21 protein-coding genes are annotated in these 18,970 nt (G+C 53.2%); 12 read left to right on the top strand and 9 right to left on the bottom strand.

Annotation, left to right across the window (positions count from 1 at the left end; genetic code table 11):
• Positions 1 to 169 precede the first annotated feature (169 nt).
• From AC1MDE_RS20660 to cysE, 5 genes are all read left to right on the top strand, one after another.
• Entirely contained in the window at positions 170 to 601 is a 432-nt protein-coding gene (locus AC1MDE_RS20660; protein ID WP_045833631.1) for a rhodanese-like domain-containing protein, read from the top strand.
• A gap of 17 nt (positions 602 to 618) precedes the next feature.
• Positions 619 to 873: a glutaredoxin 3 gene (grxC, locus tag AC1MDE_RS20655; RefSeq protein ID WP_007885328.1), complete on the top strand. Its 255-nt coding sequence runs from the start codon at positions 619 to 621 to the stop codon at positions 871 to 873.
• Between the two features lie 39 nt (positions 874 to 912).
• Positions 913 to 1,377, top strand: coding sequence for a protein-export chaperone SecB (secB, locus tag AC1MDE_RS20650; protein ID WP_034823785.1), 465 nt, complete (start codon positions 913 to 915; stop codon positions 1,375 to 1,377).
• Entirely contained in the window at positions 1,377 to 2,396 is a 1,020-nt protein-coding gene (gpsA, locus tag AC1MDE_RS20645) for an NAD(P)H-dependent glycerol-3-phosphate dehydrogenase (protein WP_034823782.1), read from the top strand. Before secB ends, gpsA begins: the two co-directional genes overlap by 1 nt.
• A gap of 67 nt (positions 2,397 to 2,463) precedes the next feature.
• Complete coding sequence (gene cysE, locus AC1MDE_RS20640) at positions 2,464 to 3,279, top strand: serine O-acetyltransferase (RefSeq protein WP_034823780.1); 816 nt, start codon at positions 2,464 to 2,466, stop codon at positions 3,277 to 3,279.
• Here the strand turns inward: cysE and trmL are convergent.
• Genes trmL through cpxR form a run of 3 tightly spaced genes read right to left on the bottom strand, consistent with a single transcriptional unit; the run spans position 3,276 to position 5,856 of the window.
• Positions 3,276 to 3,749 (bottom strand): tRNA (uridine(34)/cytosine(34)/5-carboxymethylaminomethyluridine(34)-2'-O)-methyltransferase TrmL, encoded by a 474-nt coding sequence (gene trmL / locus AC1MDE_RS20635; protein ID WP_058960119.1) that lies wholly within the window; start codon positions 3,747 to 3,749, stop codon positions 3,276 to 3,278. The genes cysE and trmL overlap by 4 nt on opposite strands.
• 35 nt (positions 3,750 to 3,784) lie before the next feature.
• Positions 3,785 to 5,161, bottom strand: a complete 1,377-nt coding sequence (gene cpxA, locus AC1MDE_RS20630) for an envelope stress sensor histidine kinase CpxA (RefSeq protein ID WP_034823776.1) — start codon at positions 5,159 to 5,161, stop codon at positions 3,785 to 3,787.
• Positions 5,158 to 5,856 carry an envelope stress response regulator transcription factor CpxR gene (gene cpxR, locus AC1MDE_RS20625; protein WP_034823774.1) on the bottom strand — a complete coding sequence of 233 codons (699 nt, stop codon included), beginning with the start codon at positions 5,854 to 5,856 and terminating at the stop codon, positions 5,158 to 5,160. The genes cpxA and cpxR overlap by 4 nt, the downstream gene beginning before the upstream one ends.
• Before the next feature lie 150 nt (positions 5,857 to 6,006).
• Between cpxR and cpxP the strand changes: the two genes are divergently transcribed.
• The 5 genes from cpxP to AC1MDE_RS20600 all read left to right on the top strand — a co-directional run bounded on the left by cpxP (position 6,007) and on the right by AC1MDE_RS20600 (position 10,818).
• Positions 6,007 to 6,519: a cell-envelope stress modulator CpxP gene (gene cpxP, locus AC1MDE_RS20620; RefSeq protein WP_034823772.1), complete on the top strand. Its 513-nt coding sequence runs from the start codon at positions 6,007 to 6,009 to the stop codon at positions 6,517 to 6,519.
• 200 nt (positions 6,520 to 6,719) lie between these two features.
• Positions 6,720 to 7,622, top strand: a complete 903-nt coding sequence (fieF, locus tag AC1MDE_RS20615) for a CDF family cation-efflux transporter FieF (protein ID WP_480345057.1) — start codon at positions 6,720 to 6,722, stop codon at positions 7,620 to 7,622.
• Positions 7,623 to 7,829: 207 nt separating this feature from the next.
• Positions 7,830 to 8,792 (top strand): 6-phosphofructokinase, encoded by a 963-nt coding sequence (gene pfkA, locus AC1MDE_RS20610; RefSeq protein WP_034823768.1) that lies wholly within the window; start codon positions 7,830 to 7,832, stop codon positions 8,790 to 8,792.
• A gap of 147 nt (positions 8,793 to 8,939) precedes the next feature.
• Positions 8,940 to 9,929, top strand: coding sequence for a sulfate ABC transporter substrate-binding protein (locus AC1MDE_RS20605; protein WP_058960117.1), 990 nt, complete (start codon positions 8,940 to 8,942; stop codon positions 9,927 to 9,929).
• Between the two features lie 130 nt (positions 9,930 to 10,059).
• The gene (locus AC1MDE_RS20600) at positions 10,060 to 10,818 is read left to right on the top strand and encodes a CDP-diacylglycerol diphosphatase (RefSeq protein WP_058960116.1); all 759 of its coding nucleotides are present in this window, start codon (positions 10,060 to 10,062) and stop codon (positions 10,816 to 10,818) included.
• Between the two features lie 163 nt (positions 10,819 to 10,981).
• Here AC1MDE_RS20600 and tpiA read toward each other — a convergent pair whose 3' ends face one another.
• The 3 genes from tpiA to fpr form a co-directional block, all read right to left on the bottom strand.
• Complete coding sequence (gene tpiA, locus AC1MDE_RS20595) at positions 10,982 to 11,749, bottom strand: triose-phosphate isomerase (RefSeq protein ID WP_034823759.1); 768 nt, start codon at positions 11,747 to 11,749, stop codon at positions 10,982 to 10,984.
• 120 nt (positions 11,750 to 11,869) lie between these two features.
• Positions 11,870 to 12,460, bottom strand: a complete 591-nt coding sequence (locus AC1MDE_RS20590; RefSeq protein ID WP_034823757.1) for a YiiQ family protein — start codon at positions 12,458 to 12,460, stop codon at positions 11,870 to 11,872.
• A 106-nt stretch (positions 12,461 to 12,566) separates the two neighbouring features.
• Positions 12,567 to 13,313 carry a ferredoxin--NADP(+) reductase gene (gene fpr, locus AC1MDE_RS20585; protein WP_480345056.1) on the bottom strand — a complete coding sequence of 249 codons (747 nt, stop codon included), beginning with the start codon at positions 13,311 to 13,313 and terminating at the stop codon, positions 12,567 to 12,569.
• Between the two features lie 290 nt (positions 13,314 to 13,603).
• Here fpr and emrD point away from each other — a divergent pair, with 290 nt between their 5' ends.
• Positions 13,604 to 14,800, top strand: coding sequence for a multidrug efflux MFS transporter EmrD (emrD, locus tag AC1MDE_RS20580; protein WP_058960114.1), 1,197 nt, complete (start codon positions 13,604 to 13,606; stop codon positions 14,798 to 14,800).
• Here emrD and glpX read toward each other — a convergent pair.
• The 3 genes from glpX to AC1MDE_RS20565 all read right to left on the bottom strand — a co-directional run bounded on the left by glpX (position 14,790) and on the right by AC1MDE_RS20565 (position 18,286).
• On the bottom strand, positions 14,790 to 15,800 hold the full coding sequence (gene glpX / locus AC1MDE_RS20575) for a class II fructose-bisphosphatase (RefSeq protein ID WP_479414894.1): 1,011 nt from the start codon (positions 15,798 to 15,800) through the stop codon (positions 14,790 to 14,792). The two genes, emrD and glpX, sit on opposite strands and share 11 nt — an antisense overlap.
• Before the next feature lie 96 nt (positions 15,801 to 15,896).
• The gene (gene glpK, locus AC1MDE_RS20570; RefSeq protein ID WP_058960112.1) at positions 15,897 to 17,408 is read right to left on the bottom strand and encodes a glycerol kinase GlpK; all 1,512 of its coding nucleotides are present in this window, start codon (positions 17,406 to 17,408) and stop codon (positions 15,897 to 15,899) included.
• 29 nt (positions 17,409 to 17,437) lie between these two features.
• The gene (locus tag AC1MDE_RS20565; RefSeq protein ID WP_034823747.1) at positions 17,438 to 18,286 is read right to left on the bottom strand and encodes an MIP/aquaporin family protein; all 849 of its coding nucleotides are present in this window, start codon (positions 18,284 to 18,286) and stop codon (positions 17,438 to 17,440) included.
• A gap of 421 nt (positions 18,287 to 18,707) precedes the next feature.
• Here AC1MDE_RS20565 and zapB point away from each other — a divergent pair, with 421 nt between their 5' ends.
• Positions 18,708 to 18,947: a cell division protein ZapB gene (gene zapB / locus AC1MDE_RS20560; RefSeq protein ID WP_034823745.1), complete on the top strand. Its 240-nt coding sequence runs from the start codon at positions 18,708 to 18,710 to the stop codon at positions 18,945 to 18,947.
• Positions 18,948 to 18,970 lie beyond the last annotated feature (23 nt).

The raw sequence follows: 18,970 nt of genomic DNA, 5'->3' as shown, positions 1-18,970 counted from the left end.
AGCTTAGCGGCATAAACCTTGACTCAATTTTGCGATTAGAACACTTTTTTTGGAAAATGACGCACAAATCGTAACTCTGCCCGCTTCGCGACTGTACATGCTAAGTGGCGCAGGTATACTCAGAACCCTTGTTTTAGCTTATTAGCCCGGTCTGGAGTCGTTACCCCTCATGCAAGAAATTATGCAGTTTGCAAGCAATCACACCATCCTTAGTCTGGCATGGGTTGTTTTACTCGTTCTGGTGATTGTGACCACCGTTAAAGGAATGTTCTCTAAGGTAAAAACCATCAGCCGTGGTGAAGCAACCCACCTGATCAACAAAGAGGATGCGGTGGTTGTAGACGTGCGTTCGCGCGATGATTATCGCAAAGGGCACATTTCAGGTGCGGTGAATATTGCAGCGGCTGACATCAAAAAAGGGAGCTTTGCCGAACTGGAAAAGCACAAGTCCCAGCCCATAATTGTGGTATGTGCCACTGGTCAGAGCGCGAGTGAGTCAGCCGCTAAATTGAGCGCTGAAGGTTTTGAAAAAGTCTCCGTGCTGAAAGATGGCGTGAGCGGCTGGAGTGGTGAGAATCTGCCGCTGGTACGCGGTAAATAATTCCCAGAGGTAACCGCATGGCTAATGTTGAGATTTACACCAAAGTCACATGCCCTTATTGCCACCGGGCAAAAGCATTGTTGGATCAGAAAGGCGTTTCGTTCCAGGAGATTCCTATTGATGGGAACGCGGCGAAGCGTGAAGAGATGATTCAGCGAAGCGGGCGTACGACAGTTCCACAGATTTTTATTGATGCGCAGCACATTGGTGGCTGTGACGATCTTTACGCGCTGGATGGGCGTCAGGGACTGGATCCCTTACTCCAGGCATAATTTTTCGGTCAGACAATTTAACTCACAGGATTTAGTAACATGTCAGAACATAGCACAAACGAAATGCAGTTCCAGATTCAACGTGTTTATACCAAAGACGTTTCTTACGAAGCGCCAAACGCGCCTCAGGTTTTCCAGAAAGAGTGGGAACCGGAAGTGAAACTGGATCTGGACACCGCTTCATCTCAGCTGGCTGATGAAGTCTATGAAGTTGTTCTGCGCGTTACCGTGACAGCAACCGTTGGCGAAGACACCGCATTCCTGTGCGAAGTTCAGCAGGCAGGTATCTTCACTATCGGCGGTATCGAAGGCACTCAGATGGCTCATTGCCTCGGTGCATACTGCCCGAACATTCTGTTCCCGTATGCACGTGAATGCATCACCAGCCTTGTGTCTCGTGGTACTTTCCCGCAGCTCAATCTGGCGCCAGTTAACTTTGATGCCCTGTTCATGAACTATCTGCAGCAGCAAGGTGAAGGCGAAGCGCCACGTCAGGATGCCTGATGACTACACTCAACGCTTCGATTAGCGTCATCGGTGCCGGCTCGTACGGCACCGCTTTGGCCATTACGCTGGCCCGTAACGGCCATCCGGTTCTGCTCTGGGGCCACAATCCGCAAAGCGTGGCGCAGCTCCAGGCTGACCGATGTAATGCCGCTTTCCTGCCTGATGTACCTTTCCCTGACAATCTTGTTCCCGAAGCCGATTTGGCAACGGTGGTGAATGCCAGCCGCGATCTATTGGTGGTTGTGCCTAGCCACGTATTTGGCGACGTTCTCACCCAGTTGAAGCCGCATCTCCGTGCAGACTCACGTATTGTCTGGGCAACCAAAGGTCTCGAAAAAGAGACTGGCCGTCTTTTGCAGGATGTTGCGCGTGAAATCCTTGGCGATCAAATACCGCTGGCCGTGGTTTCCGGCCCAACTTTCGCGAAAGAACTTGCAGCGGGCATGCCTACAGCGATAGCGCTGGCGGCCACTGATGCGCAGTTCGCTGAAGATCTGCAGCAAAAACTGCACTGCGGTAAAAGTTTCCGCGTTTATAACAATCCGGACTTCATCGGCGTGCAATTGGGTGGCGCGGTGAAAAACGTGATTGCGATTGGTGCCGGCATTTCCGATGGAATTGGTTTTGGTGCTAACGCACGAACCGCGCTGATTACCCGTGGGCTGACGGAGATGAGTCGCCTTGGCGCCGCTCTTGGAGCCGATCCCACCACCTTTATGGGCATGGCGGGGCTGGGCGATTTAGTGCTGACCTGTACCGATAATCAATCCCGCAATCGTCGTTTTGGCATGATGCTGGGACAAGGCGAGAGCGTTGATGAGGCGCAGCGCATTATCGGACAAGTTGTAGAAGGGTACCGAAACACCAAAGAAGTCAAAGCATTGGCGGCGAGAATGGGTGTTGAAATGCCGATAACCGAGCAGATTTATCAGGTACTGTATTGCGAAAAATCGGCGCGAGAGGCAGCATTGAGTTTACTTGGCCGTGCAAGGAAGGACGAAAACAGCCAAAGCTGAAGCAGGACGCTCAGCTAAATCACCTGCAGCGCCTCTCAGGCGCTTTTTTTATCGGGAGCACAGAGCAATGTCGTCAGAAGAGTTAGAACTGGTCTGGAACAACATCAAAGCTGAAGCCAGAGCGCTGGCTGATTGTGAACCCATGCTGGCCAGCTTTTATCACGCGACTTTGCTCAAGCACGAAAATCTTGGCAGCGCACTAAGCTACATGCTGGCGAACAAACTTGCCAACCCGATCATGCCAGCCATTGCGGTACGCGAAATCGTTGAGGAAGCGTATCGCGAAGATCCAGAGATGATTGTCTCTGCAGCTTACGATATTCAAGCCGTGCGCCAGCGCGATCCTGCCGTTGATAAGTATTCAACGCCATTGCTGTATCTGAAAGGCTTCCATGCATTACAGGCTTATCGCATCGGCCACTGGCTCTGGAAAGAGGGCCGCCGCGCGTTAGCCGTCTATTTGCAGAACGAAATCTCCGTCTCCTTTGCAGTGGATATCCACCCGGCAGCCCGTATTGGTCGCGGCATCATGCTCGATCATGCTACCGGTATCGTGATTGGTGAAACCGCCGTAGTGGAAAATGACGTGTCGATTTTGCAGTCGGTCACGCTAGGCGGTACCGGAAAAACCAGCGGCGATCGCCATCCGAAAATCCGTGAAGGTGTGATGATTGGCGCAGGTGCCAAGATTCTCGGTAACATTGAAGTGGGGCGCGGCGCGAAAATTGGTGCAGGTTCGGTGGTACTACAACCAGTGCCGCCGCATACCACGGCAGCCGGTGTGCCTGCGCGTATCGTTGGCAAACCCACCAGTGATAAACCTTCGATGGATATGGACCAACTCTTCAACGGCGCGGGCTTCGAGTACGGCGACGGAATTTAGCTCTTGATCAGTGCGCCAGCATAATCAAGCTGGCGCCACGCTTCATACACCACCACTGATACCGCATTCGACAGATTCATACTGCGACTTTCAGCCATCATTGGGATGCGGATCTTCTGCTCTGCTGGCAGCGCGTTCAGTATCTCTGCCGGCAAACCACGGCTCTCAGGTCCAAACAATAAATAATCCCCTTTCTGATAGCTCACAGCGCTGTGGGCAGGTGTGCCTTTGGTGGTGAGTGCAAACAGACGCTGTGGTGCTTCAGACTCGATAAACGCAGTGTAATTGGCGTGTTTTTTGAGTGAGGTGTATTCGTGATAATCGAGCCCGGCGCGGCGCAGACGCTTGTCATCCCAGGCAAAGCCCAGTGGCTCAATAAGATGCAATTGGAAGCCTGTATTGGCACACAAGCGGATGATATTGCCCGTATTTGGCGGAATTTCTGGTTCAAATAAAACGATGTTCAGCATAAGGCCCCCGGAAACGAGGGCCGAAGCATAGCAAATTATTGACGAGCGGAGTACAGCGGCAACCAGAGTGTAAGGCGCAGCCCCCCTAATGGGCTGTCATCGGCTTTCACCCAACCGCGATGCTGTTGCACGGCTGTTTCCACAATCGCCAGTCCGAGACCGGTGCCACCAGATTCACGGTCGCGTGCTTCATCAGTGCGATAGAAGGGGCGGAAAATCTGCTCGCGATCTTCAGCGCTGACGCCTGGGCCATCGTCATCAACGTGAACGGTAATACCCTGAATATCCACCGAGAAACTCACGCTGATATGCGTGTGGGAATAACGCAGCGCATTACGCACGATGTTTTCCAGTGCGCTCTCCAGGGCATGCGGGTTGCCGTACAGTGGCCACGGACCAGGCGGATACGGCACATCCATGGTTTTACCCATCTGCTCGGCTTCAAATTTGGCATCTTCCAGTACACCGTTCCACAGCTGGTTCGCCTTCATCGCTTCACTGACTAAGGCATTTTTATGCTGAGTGCGTGAGAGCACCAGCAAATCGTTAATCATGCCATCAAGCCGCTGGGCTTCCGTTTCGATACGCTGAAGTTCTTTACCTTCACCATTTCGACGGCGCAGTAGGGCGGTAGCCAACTGCAAACGTGTCAGTGGCGTGCGTAATTCATGACTGATATCGGATAACAAACGCTGCTGTGCGGTCATCATGCGTTCAAGTGCGCTCACCATTTGGTTGAAACTTGAACCTGCTGCCAGGAATTCCTGTGGACCGGATTCCAGTTCAGGATGCTGGCGTAAGTTTCCGCTCGCCACTTCATCGGCAGCATGTTTCAGTTTGCGCGCTGGACGCGCCAGGCTCCACGCCAGCCATAACAGCAGTGGCGAGCTAATCAGCATGGTGACAATCAGCAGCAATAACGGACGGTCAAACAGTAGATTGACGAAGTCCAGTTGAGAACTGGTGGCGGGTCGGATCAGGTAGAGCTGATAGTTATCTTCACCATCCTGCACGGCGAACGGGCCCACCATCTCCACACGACCATACTTTTTCTTCTGCGGATGATCGGCATTATCAGACTGGCCGATAAAGTTACGAATCACCTGCATTTCATTATGCTGCGCTCCGATCACCCGGCCTTCGCTGGTCACCAATAACAAGCGTTGGCCGGGTGGGGCCCATTTGTCGATGGCGCGAAAGAGCCTGCGCCACCACATCAGGTCGTTAGGGGGATCTTGCGATAACTCAGCTTCAACATGCTGTTCAATCATGGTGCCCTGTCGTTGCTCACTTTCCAGCAGTGCAGTCATCTGGCGTGAGTCGAGTTTGGGCACCATCAAAACCAGCATCAACACCAGCGCCAGGGTGAGCCAGAAAATGGCGAAGATGCGGGTGGTCAAACTTCCAATCATGATGCCGAAACCATCAGATAGCCGCGTCCGCGTAGCGTTTTAAACCACGGATGACCATCACGACGTTCCGGCAATTTACGACGCAGGTTTGAAATGTGCATATCAATCGCGCGGTCAAACGGCGTCAGGCGTTTACCCAGCACTTCCTGACTGAGGTGCTCACGCGACACGACCTGACCTAAGTGCTGTGCCAGCAAATAGAGCAGAGTGAATTCCGTGCCCGTCAGATCCAGCGTTTCACTATCGAAGCTGGCTTCCTGGCGGCCTGGGTTGAGGCGCAGGCAATCCACTTCCAGCGTGGGTGAACTATTATCATGCTGCTGTTGTTGTTCGCTCCAGTTTGAACGGCGCAAAATAGCCCGAATACGCGCCACCAGTTCACGGTCATTAAACGGTTTTGGTAGATAGTCATCCGCGCCCAGCTCAAGGCCAAGAACACGATCCAACTCACTACCACGAGCGGTCAGCATAATGACCGGAGTTTGGTGCTGTTGTCGTAATTCTTTCAACGTATCAATACCGTTCTTCTTCGGCATCATGACGTCGAGTAATAACAAGTCAACGCTGTTATCCAGCAGGTTAAGCGCCTGCTCACCATCGCTGGCGACAATCACCTCAAAACCTTCCATCTCAAGCAGTTCTTTAAGCAGCGAAGTTAATTCGCGGTCGTCATCAACCAACAGGATTTTATTCATTTTTTGTTGCCCTCCGCAGGCAAAATACCGTGTTCCTTGACTTGCAATCCAACGCTTTACGTAGTTTTACACCCCCTGACGGATGTTTGCAGCTATCGCCGTACACTAGCTCTCGTTGAATCGCAAAACGGAACGAACTGGGAGTAAACGATGCGCTACTTAACCGCCGTCGTCATTGCCTCAGCGATGGTTCTCAGTCACGCCAGCGCAGAAGCAGCAGACACGACGACGATTGACGAGATGCATCATAACGGCGGATTGACGACAGGCAGTATGACGCAAAATCCGCAAAGCCACATGTTCGATGGCATTGAGCTGACTGAACAACAGCGGCAACAGATGCGAGACCTGATGCAGCAAGCACGACATGAGCGCCCGGCTATGAGCGTTCAGGATATTGAAACTATGCATGACCTTGTCATTGCAGACAAATTTAACGAATCGGCTATCCGACAGCAGGCAGAGAAACAAGCCCGCGCGCAGATAGAACTGCAAGTTGAGATGGCTCGGGTTCGCAACCAGATGTATCACCTGCTAACGCCTGCACAGCAAGCGACATTGCAGAAGAATTATGAGCGGCGACTTAACGATATGCGTCAGCTCTCAGGATTGCAGCCATCATCACCGCTGCATGCAGTGAGTAGTACCAGCAGTAACCAGTAACATAGTATCCCTGTTTTCCTTGCCATAGACACCATCCCTGTCTTCCCCCGCATGATGCGGGGGTTTTTTTTATCTGCCAATCCTGTGCTGTATCATCACCTTAATATTCAATTCACGCAGCTTACGCTTGCCGATGATAAACTTGAGCCATTATGTGACTAAAGGCGTTGCGCTGAGCAGACGCTTCTATGAGGCATGGCATGGATCCCTCCTACGCGAAACTCGTCAACCGCGCGGCGCTGGCGGCAACGACGCTGGCGACATTACTGTTGATCGTGAAAATTTTTGCCTGGTGGCTGACCGGCTCAGTCAGTATGTTGGCCGCCCTGGTCGATTCACTGGTGGATATCGCTGCATCGCTCACCAATTTACTGGTGGTGCGCTATTCACTCCAGCCTGCGGACGCTGATCACACCTTCGGCCACGGTAAAGCGGAGTCGCTTGCCGCACTGGCACAAAGCATGTTTATTTCCGGCTCGGCACTGTTTTTATTTCTCACGGGTATTCAGCATCTGGCCTCACCCAATATATTACGTGCGCCGCTGGTCGGTATCGTCGTCACTGTGATCGCCCTTTTATCCACCCTGTTACTGGTGACTTTCCAGCGCTGGATGGTGCGTCGGACACGCAGTCAGGCGATACGTGCGGATATGCTGCACTATCAATCTGACGTGGTGATGAACGGCGCGATCCTGGTGGCTTTGGTGTTAAGCAGCTATGGTTTTGTCCGGGCAGATGCGCTCTTTGCGCTGGGGATTGGGGTGTACATCCTCTATAACGCTTTGCGCATGGGTTATGAAGCGGTGCAATCTTTGCTGGACCGCGCATTGCCGGAAGAAGAGAAGCAGGCGATTATCGATTTGGTTAGCGACTGGCCAGGTGTGCGCGGTGCCCATGCACTGCGTACGCGTCAATCCGGGCCAACCCGTTTTATCCAGCTTCATCTGGAAATGGATGACCACCTGCCGCTGGTGCAGGCGCATCAGGTAGCGGATCAGATCGAGCAAGCACTCCGGCTTAAGTTTCCCGGTTCGGATGTTATCATCCATCAGGATCCCTGTTCGGTGGTGCCTGAAAATCAGCAAGGCTTTTTCCAGTTTTAGCGTTTAAATATCATGGCGTTGCGTTATAAAAATGACGTAACGCTAACAACTCTGTAAAAAAATAGCGAAAACTTGTCTGACCTGAATCAATTCAGCATCAAGCCTTTGATATACTATCTGCAACTATTAAGCCGCACGATCGTGAGCGGGTTTACACCGGTCGGCAGGCAGGAATAATCCTTAGTTTTGAACAATCCAGAGGTTGTCATGATCAAAAAAATCGGAGTACTGACCAGCGGCGGTGACGCCCCAGGCATGAACGCAGCCATCCGCGGAGTTGTCCGTTCCGCGCTGAGTGAAGGCCTTGAAGTTTTTGGTATCTACGACGGCTATCTGGGATTGTATGAAGACCGTATGATCAACCTCGACCGTTACAGCGTGTCCGACATGATCAACCGTGGCGGCACTTTCCTCGGTTCTGCACGCTTCCCGGATTTCCGTAATGAGGAAGTTCGTCAGGTTGCCATTGAGAACATGAAGAAGCGCGGCATTGACGCGCTGGTTGTCATCGGCGGTGACGGTTCCTACATGGGTGCCAAACGTCTGACGGAAATGGGTTTCCCGTGCATTGGTCTGCCAGGCACCATCGATAATGACGTTGCCGGTACCGATTACACCATCGGTTACTTCACGGCGCTGGAAACCGTTGTTGAAGCGATTGACCGTCTGCGCGACACCTCCTCTTCGCATCAGCGCATTTCCATCGTGGAAGTGATGGGTCGTTACTGCGGCGATCTGACTCTGGCTGCTTCCATCGCCGGTGGTTGTGAATTTATCGTGCTGCCGGAAATTCCTTATACCCGTGAAGAACTGGTCGAAGAGATCAAAGCGGGTATCGCCAAAGGTAAAAAACATGCCATTGTGGCCATTACCGAACACATCTGTGATATCGACGATTTGGCGCATTACATCGAAGCAGAAACCAAACGCGAAACACGTGCAACTGTGCTTGGGCATATTCAGCGTGGCGGTGCGCCATGTGCTTACGACCGTATCCTGGCGTCACGTATGGGTGCTTACTCCATCGAACTGCTGTTGCAGGGCTACGGCGGACGTTGTGTCGGTATTCAGAATGAGAAGATGGTGCATCACGACATCATTGACGCGATTGAAAACATGAAGCGCCCATTCAAGCGCGACTGGCTGGATACGGCGAAAAAACTCTACTAATCAAACTAAATCAGGGCGCGGCCTCCACCGTGCCTTTTTATATTCCCCCTTATATTCCCTCCGGTTATAACCACTTATTTTTAATTCTTTAATCATTGAATTGGTTTATGTCAGTCTTGTTCTATAACGACCTCGGGAGAGCAAGCAATGAACAAGTGGAGTATTGGTGTCACCCTGTTACTGGCTTCCACCAGTGTTTTGGCAAAGGATATCCAGCTGTTAAACGTTTCTTACGATCCGACGCGAGAGCTGTATGAGCAGTACAACAAAGCGTTTAGCGCACATTACAAGCAGGAAACGGGCGACAATGTGGTGATCCGTCAGTCTCATGGCGGTTCAGGGAAGCAGGCGACCTCTGTGATCAACGGCATTCGTGCTGATGTCGTGACCCTGGCGCTGCAGTCTGACGTGGATGCTATTGCTGACCGTGGACGGATCGATAAAAACTGGATTAAGCGCCTGCCAGACAACTCCGCCCCTTATACTTCCACCATCGTGTTCCTGGTCCGTAAGGGCAACCCGAAGGGCATTCATGACTGGAACGATTTAATTAAACCTGGCGTATCGGTGATCACCCCGAACCCGAAAACTTCAGGTGGCGCACGCTGGAACTATTTGGCCGCGTGGGGCTGGGCGCTGGATCAAAACAACGGTGACCAGACCAAAGCACTGGCGTATGTGAAGGCGCTTTTCAAGAACGTAGAAGTGCAGGACTCCGGTGCACGTGGCGCCACCAACACCTTCGTTGAACGTGGCATAGGCGATGTGCTGATTGCCTGGGAAAACGAAGCGTATCTGGCGGTGAACAAGCTGGGTAAAGACAAGTTCGAAATCGTCACGCCAAGCGAATCGATCCTGGCAGAACCAACCGTTTCGGTGGTCGATAAGGTGGTGGATGAGCAGGGCACGCGTAAAGTGGCCGAAGATTACCTGAAGTATCTCTACTCACCAGAAGGCCAGACCATCGCAGCGGAAAACTTTTATCGTCCACGCGATCCTGAAGTCGCGAAAAAGTTTGCCAGCACCTTTGCGCCGGTGAAACTGTTCACTATCGACAGCAAGTTCGGTGGCTGGACGCAAGCGCAGAAAGCGCACTTCGCCGATGGTGGTAGTTACGATCAGGTCATGAAACCGTAATCGTCATCACATCAAACTGAAACGGTCAGCCTGATGCTGACCGTTTTGCATTACACAGCAGTAAAAGTCCGTGACATTGCCCAGACGGCAGGCGAGGATGCTGGCAGGTGATGAACAGAGGAATTCGGCCATGCAGGGAAGTCGTCGCACCCTGAAGTTGCTAACCGTTTTACTGCTGGTGCTGATTGTCGGACTGATCGTCAGCGCCTTCCATTTCCAGAAAAACTCCAATGCCCTCTGGCAGATCATCAGTGAAAAGTGCGTGCCCAATCTAGCGAAAGGTGGCAATCCCTCCCCTTGTCAGCAAGTGAATACGGCACAGGGTTATGTCACGCTGAAAGACCTCAACGGTCCACTGCAGTATTTACTGATGCCGATTGAAAAAATCACTGGCATGGAAAGCCCGATTATTCTCGAACCCACCACGCCCAATCTGTTTGCCGCCGCCTGGCTGCAGCGCAGTCTGTTGGCCAAAAAACGCGGTGCACCGATTGATGATAGCGTGCTGTCACTGGCGATTAATGCGCAATATGGCCGTACGCAGAATCAACTGCACATCCACATCTCCTGTCTGCGTCCTGATGTGCGCCAGCGGCTTGATGCGTTAAGCCCTAAGCTCAATGAACAGTGGCAACCAGCCACGCTGCGCAAACATCGCTATTTGATTCGCACACTGTCGACGGCTGAACTGGCGCAGCAAAGTGTCTTTATTCGTCTGGCGACTGAAGTGCCTAATGCGCGCAGCGAGATGGGAAAATATGGGATGGCACTGGCGGAATTACCGGATGGGCGCTTAGCGTTGCTGGCGCTGGAACGTAACTGGTTAATGCTAAACAGCGGTTCTGCGGAGGAGTTGCAGGACCACCAATGCCAGATTTTGAACCATTAGCCATGGCTTCCAATCTAAAGCTTCAATGAAGCGTATAAGCACGCTGGGGGGGTCCAGAACTGTTCATCACATCTTCCACAGTGTATGAGTTACATGTCTCAGTACGCATCTCTGGCAACAAAAAAGGCGGCTCATCAGCCGCCTTGTTCCACACCGAAAAAACTTACGCGTTTTTCGCTGCTGCAGCTGCTTTCACGATCACTGCGAACGCATCGGCTTTCAGTGAAGCACCGCCAACCAGCGCGCCATCGATATCTGGCTGGGTGAACAGTTCTGCGGCATTTTTGTCGTTAACAGAACCGCCGTACTGAATGATAACCTGCTGAGCAATCGCCGCATCTTTCTTCGCGATATGGTCACGAATGAATTTGTGCACGGCCTGGGCCTGCGCAGGTGTAGCGGATTTGCCGGTACCGATCGCCCAGACTGGCTCATAAGCGATAACCACGCCTTCGAACGCAGCCGCACCCTGAGTTTCCAGCACGGCGTCGATCTGACGTGCGCACACTTCTTCAGTCTTGCCCGCTTCGTTCTCTGCTTCAGTTTCACCGATGCACAGGACTGGCACCAGGCCGGCTGCTTTCAGAACAGCAAATTTCTTCGCGATGAACTCGTCGCTTTCTTTGTGGTAAGTACGACGCTCAGAGTGGCCGATGATGATGTATTTCGCGCCGACATCTTTCAGCATTTCTGCGGAGGTTTCACCGGTGAATGCGCCAGACAGGTTAACGTCAACGTTCTGTGCACCCAGGGCAATGTGGCTGCCGGAGACGGCGTGTTTTGCCAGGTCAAGATAGAGAGTGGGTGGAGCAATTGCTACGCCACAACCTTCAACACCAGACAGCTCTTTGCGCAGACCTTCAATCAGCTCGCCTGCCATGTGCTTGCTGCCATTCAGTTTCCAGTTACCCATAACCAGTGGATGTCGCATTCTTTCCTCCGCATAACGCGATTCATGAAATAGCGCTGCCATCGGGCAGCGATGTCTGCCAGACAGTATAGAGATCAAACGTGTCGCTGGCTTTGCTTTTCGTCATTTTTGCCGCGGTGATCAAGGGGTCGCGAGCGCCAGTTTTATTGGCTCAACCGCGAAGGTTAATCCTTTGTCACCGTTATCCGCGACCACAAAACGCAATGCGCCTTCAGTACTGGCAAAATAGCGTGCGCCTTTGCCTGCGCTGAGCAGTGCATCAAGCTTTTTGCGTCCATCTGCAGGCGATAAACCTGGGACAAAAAATCGCAATAATGCTGTCATGTAATCCATCGCACGTGCCTGCGCGGCTTTCATATCCGGGCCGGGAACCGGTAGCCAGGTAATTTGCAGCGTTTTGATTTTTCCGGTGCCCTGCTCCAGCGCGGTAGAAGCATAGAGTGTTTCATTGATCTTGCTGGCGGCGCGCGTCAGGTTGCTTTTATCGTCTCGATTATCAATCGCACGATATTCCTGCAACGGCAGGTCCGGATTCGTTGCGTTGTACTTCTCGCGGAACTGCGCGATGGTCATATCGAAGGTGGGGGCACCTGCCAATAGATAAGGGGCGGCAGGCAGGTGATCGCTTCGATCCTGCGGTGTCGCATCCTCCGCCCAGGCGGGAAATGTCAGCGCGACGCTTAAGAGCAGCGCGACTGGCAGGTTCTTCATTGCTTCGGCCCTAAATCATTCACTTAGCCCACGATTAGAACGGTTTTTACCGACCAAAGTCAAAACCCGCACAGGGAAAAGTCTGACATTCTTCACACCACACGGATTACCAGTAATGCTCGCTGGTCATATGGCCGGGTTTGCGTTTGAAATGTTTACGCATCTCACGCGTATCTTTCAGCAATTGCTGGGTATCGCGCACCATTTGCGGGTTACCACACAGCATCACGTGGCTGGTGTCAGCGGTCATCGGCAAACCCACCGCACGTTCAAGTTCACCGCTCTCAATGAGCTGCGGAACACGACCGTGCAGCGAACCGGCGATCTCTTCGCGACTCACCACCGTCTGAATATGCAATTTGCCCTGATAACGCTGTTGCAGCTGCTGCATCAACGGCAGGAAGCTCAGGTCATTGGCGAAACGTGCCGCATGTACCAGCACAATGTTATCAAACCGTTCCAGGTCTTCACCCTGTTGCAGAATCGATAAATAAGGACCGATCGCCGTGCCAGTGGCCAGCATCCATAGCGTACTGCAATCGGGAATTTCATTGAGTACAAAGAATCCGGCAGCTTCTTTGGTCACCATCACCTGATCGCCAGGCTGCAATGCCTGCAAACGTGGACTGAGCTTACCCTCTGGCACGGTTACCAGATAGAACTCCAGTAAGCGATCGCGCGGTGCATTCACATATGAATAGGCGCGTTGCACGCGTTCACCATCAATTTCCAGCGCCAGCTTGGCAAACTGCCCGGCGGTAAAGGTATCAATCGGCGCGGTAACGCGCAGGCTGAACAGTGCATCGGTCCAGTTTTTCACTTCTTTCACTTCCGCATTGATCCACTCTGCCATGATCGCTCCTTATTATTGATTATTCAGGCGTATCACTATCATCGTCAGCCCTCTCACAGATTTCCAGCCCAGCGGAGAGTAAAGGGCTCTCAGCGACAAATCATGCGCACTCCACATCAACTGTAGCGGTCGGGTTACGACCCGGTAAGTAATCTTGACACCACTGCGCCAGTCGCTTTGCACTCACCTCTCGATTTGTCACGCAATCCTGATATTTTTGCCGCCATTAATCGCCAGCAGCCTTTTTTAGTGCTGCTTTTATTTTGTTTCTCAGGCAGACATTTTGTTCCATGTTGAAGAATAAAACACAAAACCGCTTCCTGTTATTCATGCTGATCGTGCTGGTGGCGGTCGGACAGATGGCGCAAACCATCTATGTGCCGGCGATGGCGAACATGGCCGAAGCCCTGAACGTACGCAGTGGCAGCATGCAGCAGGTCATGGCCGCTTATTTGATGACCTATGGTGGATCACAACTGATCTATGGTCCGTTGTCAGATAGCTTTGGCCGTCGTCCGGTGATCCTTATCGGTATGACGATCTTTGCCGTGGGGGCATTGATCGCCATGTTTGCGCCATCACTGCAGATTTTGGTGCTGGGCAGCGCGGTGCAGGGTTTGGGTACTGGCGTCGCGGGGGTGATGGCGCGCACTATGCCGCGCGATCTCTATTCCGGTATCGCCCTGCGCCAGGCCAATAGTCTGCTGAATATGGGAATTCTGGTGAGCCCGCTGCTGGCACCGGTGATTGGCGCGCTACTGACGCACCTGTTTGGCTGGCACGCTTGTTTTGCCTTTCTGCTATTGCTGTGCGTCGGCGTCACAGCTTCCATGGCGCGCTGGCTACCCGAAACGCGTCCCGTGGATACGCCTGCCACACCGTTTCTGCGCCGTTATGCCACCTTACTTAGCGACGGGAATTTTATCCGCTATCTGCTGCTGCTGGTAGGCGCCCTGGCAGGCATCGCAGTGTTTGAAGCCAGCTGTGGTGTGTTGATGGGGGGCGTGCTCGGTCTGGATGGCATCACCGTCAGCATTCTGTTTATCCTGCCGATCCCGGCCGCCTTTTTTGGTGCGTGGTTTGCCGGACGCGAGCAGAAGTCCTGGCATACGCTGATGTGGTACGGCGTGAACAGTTGCTTGCTGGCGGGGCTGCTGATGTGGATTCCGGCATGGTTCGGCATCATGAATATCTGGACACTGCTGGTGCCTGCCGCACTGTTCTTCTTTGGTGCCGGGATGCTGTTCCCATTGGCAACATCCGGTGCGATGGAGCCGTATGCATGGTTAGCAGGGAGTGCGGGCGCGCTGATTGGTGGCATACAGAATTTGGGCTCTGGCGTAATTGCCTGGCTGTCGGCGCTACTGCCGCAGCACGATCAGTCGAGCCTCGGGATGCTGATGTTTGTCACGTCGCTGGTGATGCTACTGTGCTGGTGGCCGCTCTCACGTCATCCGGAGAGCGGCAAACAGGCGATTACAGGATAAACTGATGCAGCGCCGCGTCTTTGCGATCCAGATAATGAATCGACTGGATGCGGCGGATGGTGCGTGATTTACCGCGCACCAGCAGGGTTTCGCTGGTAGCGATGTTGCCTTTACGTGTAATGCCTTTCAGCAGGTCACCGGTGGTGATACCGGTGGCGGCGAAAATCACATTATCGTTACGCGCCATCTCTTCCAGCTTCAGCACTTCTCCGGCTTTAATGCCCATTTCAGCACAACGTTGCAGCTCCTGCTCGCCCAAACGACGGTTCTCTTCACTGTCGCCTTTGACGTCGTGGCGCGCCAATAGGCGAGCCTGCATGTCGCCATCCATTGCACGGATCACTGCAGCGGACACCACACCTTCTGGCGCACCGCCGATACCGTAAAGTACATCCACTTCGCTGTCAGGCATGCAGGTCAAAATCGAGGCCGCAACATCACCATCCGGGAAGGCAAAAACACGCACGCCGAGCTGCTGGAGCTGAGCGATCACCGCGTCATGGCGCGGCTTAGCCAGAATCGACACGGTCAGCTGGCTGAGGGGTTTATCCAGAGCGATGGCGATGTTCTTCAGATTGGCTTCGAGCGGCAGGTTGAGATCGATAGCACCGCGCGCGCCGGGCCCGACAATCAGTTTTTCCATGTACATATCAGGTGCGTGCAGGAAGCTACCTTTATCGCCCACGGCTAATACTGCCAGTGCGTTGGCCTGACCCATCGCCGTCATGCGTGTGCCTTCGATAGGATCGACAGCGATATCCACCGCATCCCCACGGCCGGTACCGACTTTTTCACCGATAAAGAGCATCGGCGCTTCGTCAATTTCACCTTCGCCAATCACAATCTGACCGTCGATATCAATGGTATTGAGCATAATGCGCATAGCGTGGACGGCTGCACCGTCGGCCGCATTTTTATCGCCGCGTCCTAACCAGTGATAGCCCGCTAATGCAGCGGCTTCGGTCACACGGGAAAATTCAATCGCGAGTTCTCGTTTCATGGTTGCACCTGATAAAAAACAGGCATGTAGTGTAACACGGAGGAGAAAGCAGGGCGGGGAGAAAAACCCGCGGCAAGGTGCCGCGGGTCAAAGGTATTACTCAGCGTCTTCCCACGCTTGCGCACGCGCCACGGCTTTCTTCCAGCCTGCATAGCGCACGTTGCGTTCGGTGGTTTCGATGCTTGGGCGGAACTCACGTTCAACGACCGCTTTCGCACGTACTTCCTCCAGATCGCTCCAGAAGCCCACCGCCAGGCCAGCAAGGTAAGCTGCACCCAGCGCGGTCACTTCACGTACTTCCGGACGCTCAACGCGCGTACCGAGAATGTCTGACTGGAACTGCATCAGGAAGTTGTTGGCGACCGCACCACCGTCCACGCGCAGAGATTGCAGACGGGTGCCTGCATCGTTCTGCATCGCTTCCAGCACGTCACGCGTCTGGTAAGCAATCGATTCCAGGGTTGCACGGATGATGTGATTTGCGTTGGCACCACGGGTCAGACCGAAGATGGCGCCACGGGCATACGGATCCCAGTAAGGCGCACCCAGACCGGTAAACGCAGGCACCATGTAGACGCCGTTGGTGTCCTTCACTTTCAGCGCGAAGTATTCAGAGTCGGTTGAATCGCTGATCAGCTTCATCTCATCACGCAGCCACTGAATGGAGGCTCCGCCGATGAACACCGCACCTTCCAGTGCGTAGTTCACTTCGCCACGCGGGCCGCAAGCAATGGTGGTCAGCAGACCGTGCGTTGAAGTCACGGCTTCGGTGCCGGTGTTCATCAACATGAAGCAGCCGGTACCGTAGGTGTTTTTCGCCATACCCGGTTGTACGCACAGCTGGCCGTACAGGGCTGCCTGTTGGTCACCTGCAATACCCGCGATTGGAATACGCGTACCGCCTTTACCCCCGATGTTGGTCTGGCCGTAGATTTCAGAAGAGCCTTTCACTTCCGGCAGCATTTCGCGCGGAATATCGAGGATCTCCAGCATACGCTCATCCCACTCCAGCTTGTGGATGTTGTACATCATGGTACGAGAGGCGTTGGTGTGGTCGGTGATGTGCACACGCCCCTGGGTCATTTTCCATACCAGCCAGGTATCAACGGTACCAAACAGCAGCTCGCCACGTTTTGCACGCTCGCGCGCACCTTCAACGTTGTCGAGGATCCACTTCACTTTGGTGCCTGAGAAGTAAGGGTTAATCACCAGACCGGTGGTGTGCTGGATGTACTCTTCCAGACCCTCTTTCTTCAGCTTGTTACAATAGTCCGCTGTACGTGGATCCTGCCAGACGATGGCGTTATAGATCGGCTTACCGGTCTCTTTATCCCACACGATGGCAGTTTCACGTTGGTTGGTGATACCAATCGCGGCAATCTCATCAGAACGGATGTCGGCATGGGCCAGCACTTCGACCAGCGTTGAGCTTTGTGACGCCCAGATGTCCATTGGGTCGTGTTCTACCCAGCCCGCTTTCGGGTAAATCTGGGTGAATTCGCGCTGCGAGACGGCGACGATGTTCGCGTCATGATCGAGTACCACGGCACGCGAGCTGGTCGTGCCCTGATCGAGCGCGAGAATGTATTTTTTATCAGTCGTAGTCATTTTATTTTCCTGATGATTAACGATGAAACTTACGCTTTACGCTGCTCAGCGCGTGCGACCGGTTTTTCTGTTTTGCTGGCTTCCGCCACGTTGACCGGCAGGTTACGGCCAATCAGTGAACGGTAACCGAAGGCTCCGAGGCAAGCACCCACCAGTGGGCCAAAAATCGGAACCAGGAAGTAAGGAATATCTTTGCCGCCGGTGAAGGCCACATCACCCCAACCTGCGATGAAGGCGAACAGCTTAGGACCGAAGTCACGCGCCGGGTTGAGTGCGAAGCCGGTGAGCGGGCCCATTGAACCACCAATCACGGCAACCAGCAGACCAATTAACAGCGGAGCCAGTGGACCACGTGGTACGCCATTGCCGTCATCGGTCAGCGCCATGATCACCGCCATCAGTACCGCCGTAATCACCATCTCAACCAGGAACGCCTGACCGACACTGATGTGCGGGTTAGGGTAGGTTGAGAAGATACCGGCCAGATCGAGGCTCTGCACGCTGCCTCGCACCATTTGATGGCTGGCTTCATAATCAAAGAACAAATTGTAGTAGAGGCCATAAACCAGCGCCGCCGCACAGAAGGCACCGGCAACCTGCGCCAGGATGTAAGGCAGCACTTTGCGGCCTTCAAAGTTAGCAAACAGGCACAGCGCGACCGTTACCGCTGGATTTAAATGCGCGCCGGATACGCCCGCACTGAGATACACGGCCATGGAGACAGCAAGACCCCAGATAATACAGATTTCCCACTGACCGAATGCGGCACCAGCCAGTTTTAATGCAGCAACACAGCCTGCACCAAAAAAGATGATCAAACCGGTACCGAGAAACTCGGCGATGCATTGACCTTTTAGTGTGTTCGTTGTCTGACTCATAATGGCATTCCTGAAGCGAGGTTAAATTTTATCAGTTTTTGTTCTCAATCCATGAGTCACCCAGCTCTTATGTAGGGCTGATGTGAATTTATCGTTAACGAGCATAAACGAGAAATAGCGAAATCGAAATATGTGTACTCCGTCATAAAAATGCGCGTTTTCGCGTCTTTTACCTTTCTTTAAGGGCCATTAACCCTGCTTTACTTAAGTCCAATATCGTGACCGCGCGCAAAAATGCGCGATCGTGAGCGTTTTTTTAAGCATTAACTGAAAAGTGTTACAGACTGCCCGTGCAGGCCTTGTGTCGCTGGACTTGCGGGGTGTGGCTACATACAATCGAGACATCGTGGCTGGACGCACCATAACAAGGCAGTCCCAGCACCATCAACGCCTTGCAAGAGATTTAGGAGAGGTCATAAAGATGTCATTTGAAGTGTTCGAGAAACTGGAAGCGAAAGTACAGCAGGCGATTGATACCATCACCCTGTTGCAGATGGAAATTGAAGAGCTGAAAGATCAGAATAATACGCTGCGTAACGAAGCCAGCCAGGCTTCCGGCAACCAGGATGCACTGGTGCGTGAAAACCAGCATCTGAAAGAAGAACAGCATGTGTGGCAGGAGCGTCTGCGTGCACTGTTGGGAAAAATGGAAGAGGTTTAAGCGTCTATGCTTAAACCCATGAC

The organism is Pantoea folii, assembly GCF_056678875.1.
Note: the sequence above shows the minus strand (reverse complement) of the source record. Positions and strands in the feature narration are given on the sequence as shown.

Bases quoted from the DNA above. Each gene is read 5' to 3' on its own strand.
- AC1MDE_RS20590 (WP_034823757.1), bottom strand. From the start codon at position 12,460: ATGAAGAACCTGCCAGTCGCGCTGCTCTTAAGCGTCGCGCTGACATTT.
- glpK (WP_058960112.1), bottom strand. From the start codon at position 17,408: ATGACTACGACTGATAAAAAATACATTCTCGCGCTCGATCAGGGCACG.
- tpiA (WP_034823759.1), bottom strand. From the start codon at position 11,749: ATGCGACATCCACTGGTTATGGGTAACTGGAAACTGAATGGCAGCAAG.
- secB (WP_034823785.1), top strand. From the start codon at position 913: ATGTCAGAACATAGCACAAACGAAATGCAGTTCCAGATTCAACGTGTT.
- emrD (WP_058960114.1), top strand. From the start codon at position 13,604: ATGTTGAAGAATAAAACACAAAACCGCTTCCTGTTATTCATGCTGATC.
- cpxR (WP_034823774.1), bottom strand. From the start codon at position 5,856: ATGAATAAAATCCTGTTGGTTGATGACGACCGCGAATTAACTTCGCTG.
- glpX (WP_479414894.1), bottom strand. From the start codon at position 15,800: ATGAAACGAGAACTCGCGATTGAATTTTCCCGTGTGACCGAAGCCGCT.
- AC1MDE_RS20600 (WP_058960116.1), top strand. From the start codon at position 10,060: ATGCAGGGAAGTCGTCGCACCCTGAAGTTGCTAACCGTTTTACTGCTG.
- AC1MDE_RS20660 (WP_045833631.1), top strand. From the start codon at position 170: ATGCAAGAAATTATGCAGTTTGCAAGCAATCACACCATCCTTAGTCTG.
- pfkA (WP_034823768.1), top strand. From the start codon at position 7,830: ATGATCAAAAAAATCGGAGTACTGACCAGCGGCGGTGACGCCCCAGGC.
- fpr (WP_480345056.1), bottom strand. From the start codon at position 13,313: ATGGCAGAGTGGATCAATGCGGAAGTGAAAGAAGTGAAAAACTGGACC.
- cpxA (WP_034823776.1), bottom strand. From the start codon at position 5,161: ATGATTGGAAGTTTGACCACCCGCATCTTCGCCATTTTCTGGCTCACC.
- zapB (WP_034823745.1), top strand. From the start codon at position 18,708: ATGTCATTTGAAGTGTTCGAGAAACTGGAAGCGAAAGTACAGCAGGCG.
- cpxP (WP_034823772.1), top strand. From the start codon at position 6,007: ATGCGCTACTTAACCGCCGTCGTCATTGCCTCAGCGATGGTTCTCAGT.
- AC1MDE_RS20565 (WP_034823747.1), bottom strand. From the start codon at position 18,286: ATGAGTCAGACAACGAACACACTAAAAGGTCAATGCATCGCCGAGTTT.
- fieF (WP_480345057.1), top strand. From the start codon at position 6,720: ATGGATCCCTCCTACGCGAAACTCGTCAACCGCGCGGCGCTGGCGGCA.
- grxC (WP_007885328.1), top strand. From the start codon at position 619: ATGGCTAATGTTGAGATTTACACCAAAGTCACATGCCCTTATTGCCAC.
- trmL (WP_058960119.1), bottom strand. From the start codon at position 3,749: ATGCTGAACATCGTTTTATTTGAACCAGAAATTCCGCCAAATACGGGC.
- gpsA (WP_034823782.1), top strand. From the start codon at position 1,377: ATGACTACACTCAACGCTTCGATTAGCGTCATCGGTGCCGGCTCGTAC.
- cysE (WP_034823780.1), top strand. From the start codon at position 2,464: ATGTCGTCAGAAGAGTTAGAACTGGTCTGGAACAACATCAAAGCTGAA.
- AC1MDE_RS20605 (WP_058960117.1), top strand. From the start codon at position 8,940: ATGAACAAGTGGAGTATTGGTGTCACCCTGTTACTGGCTTCCACCAGT.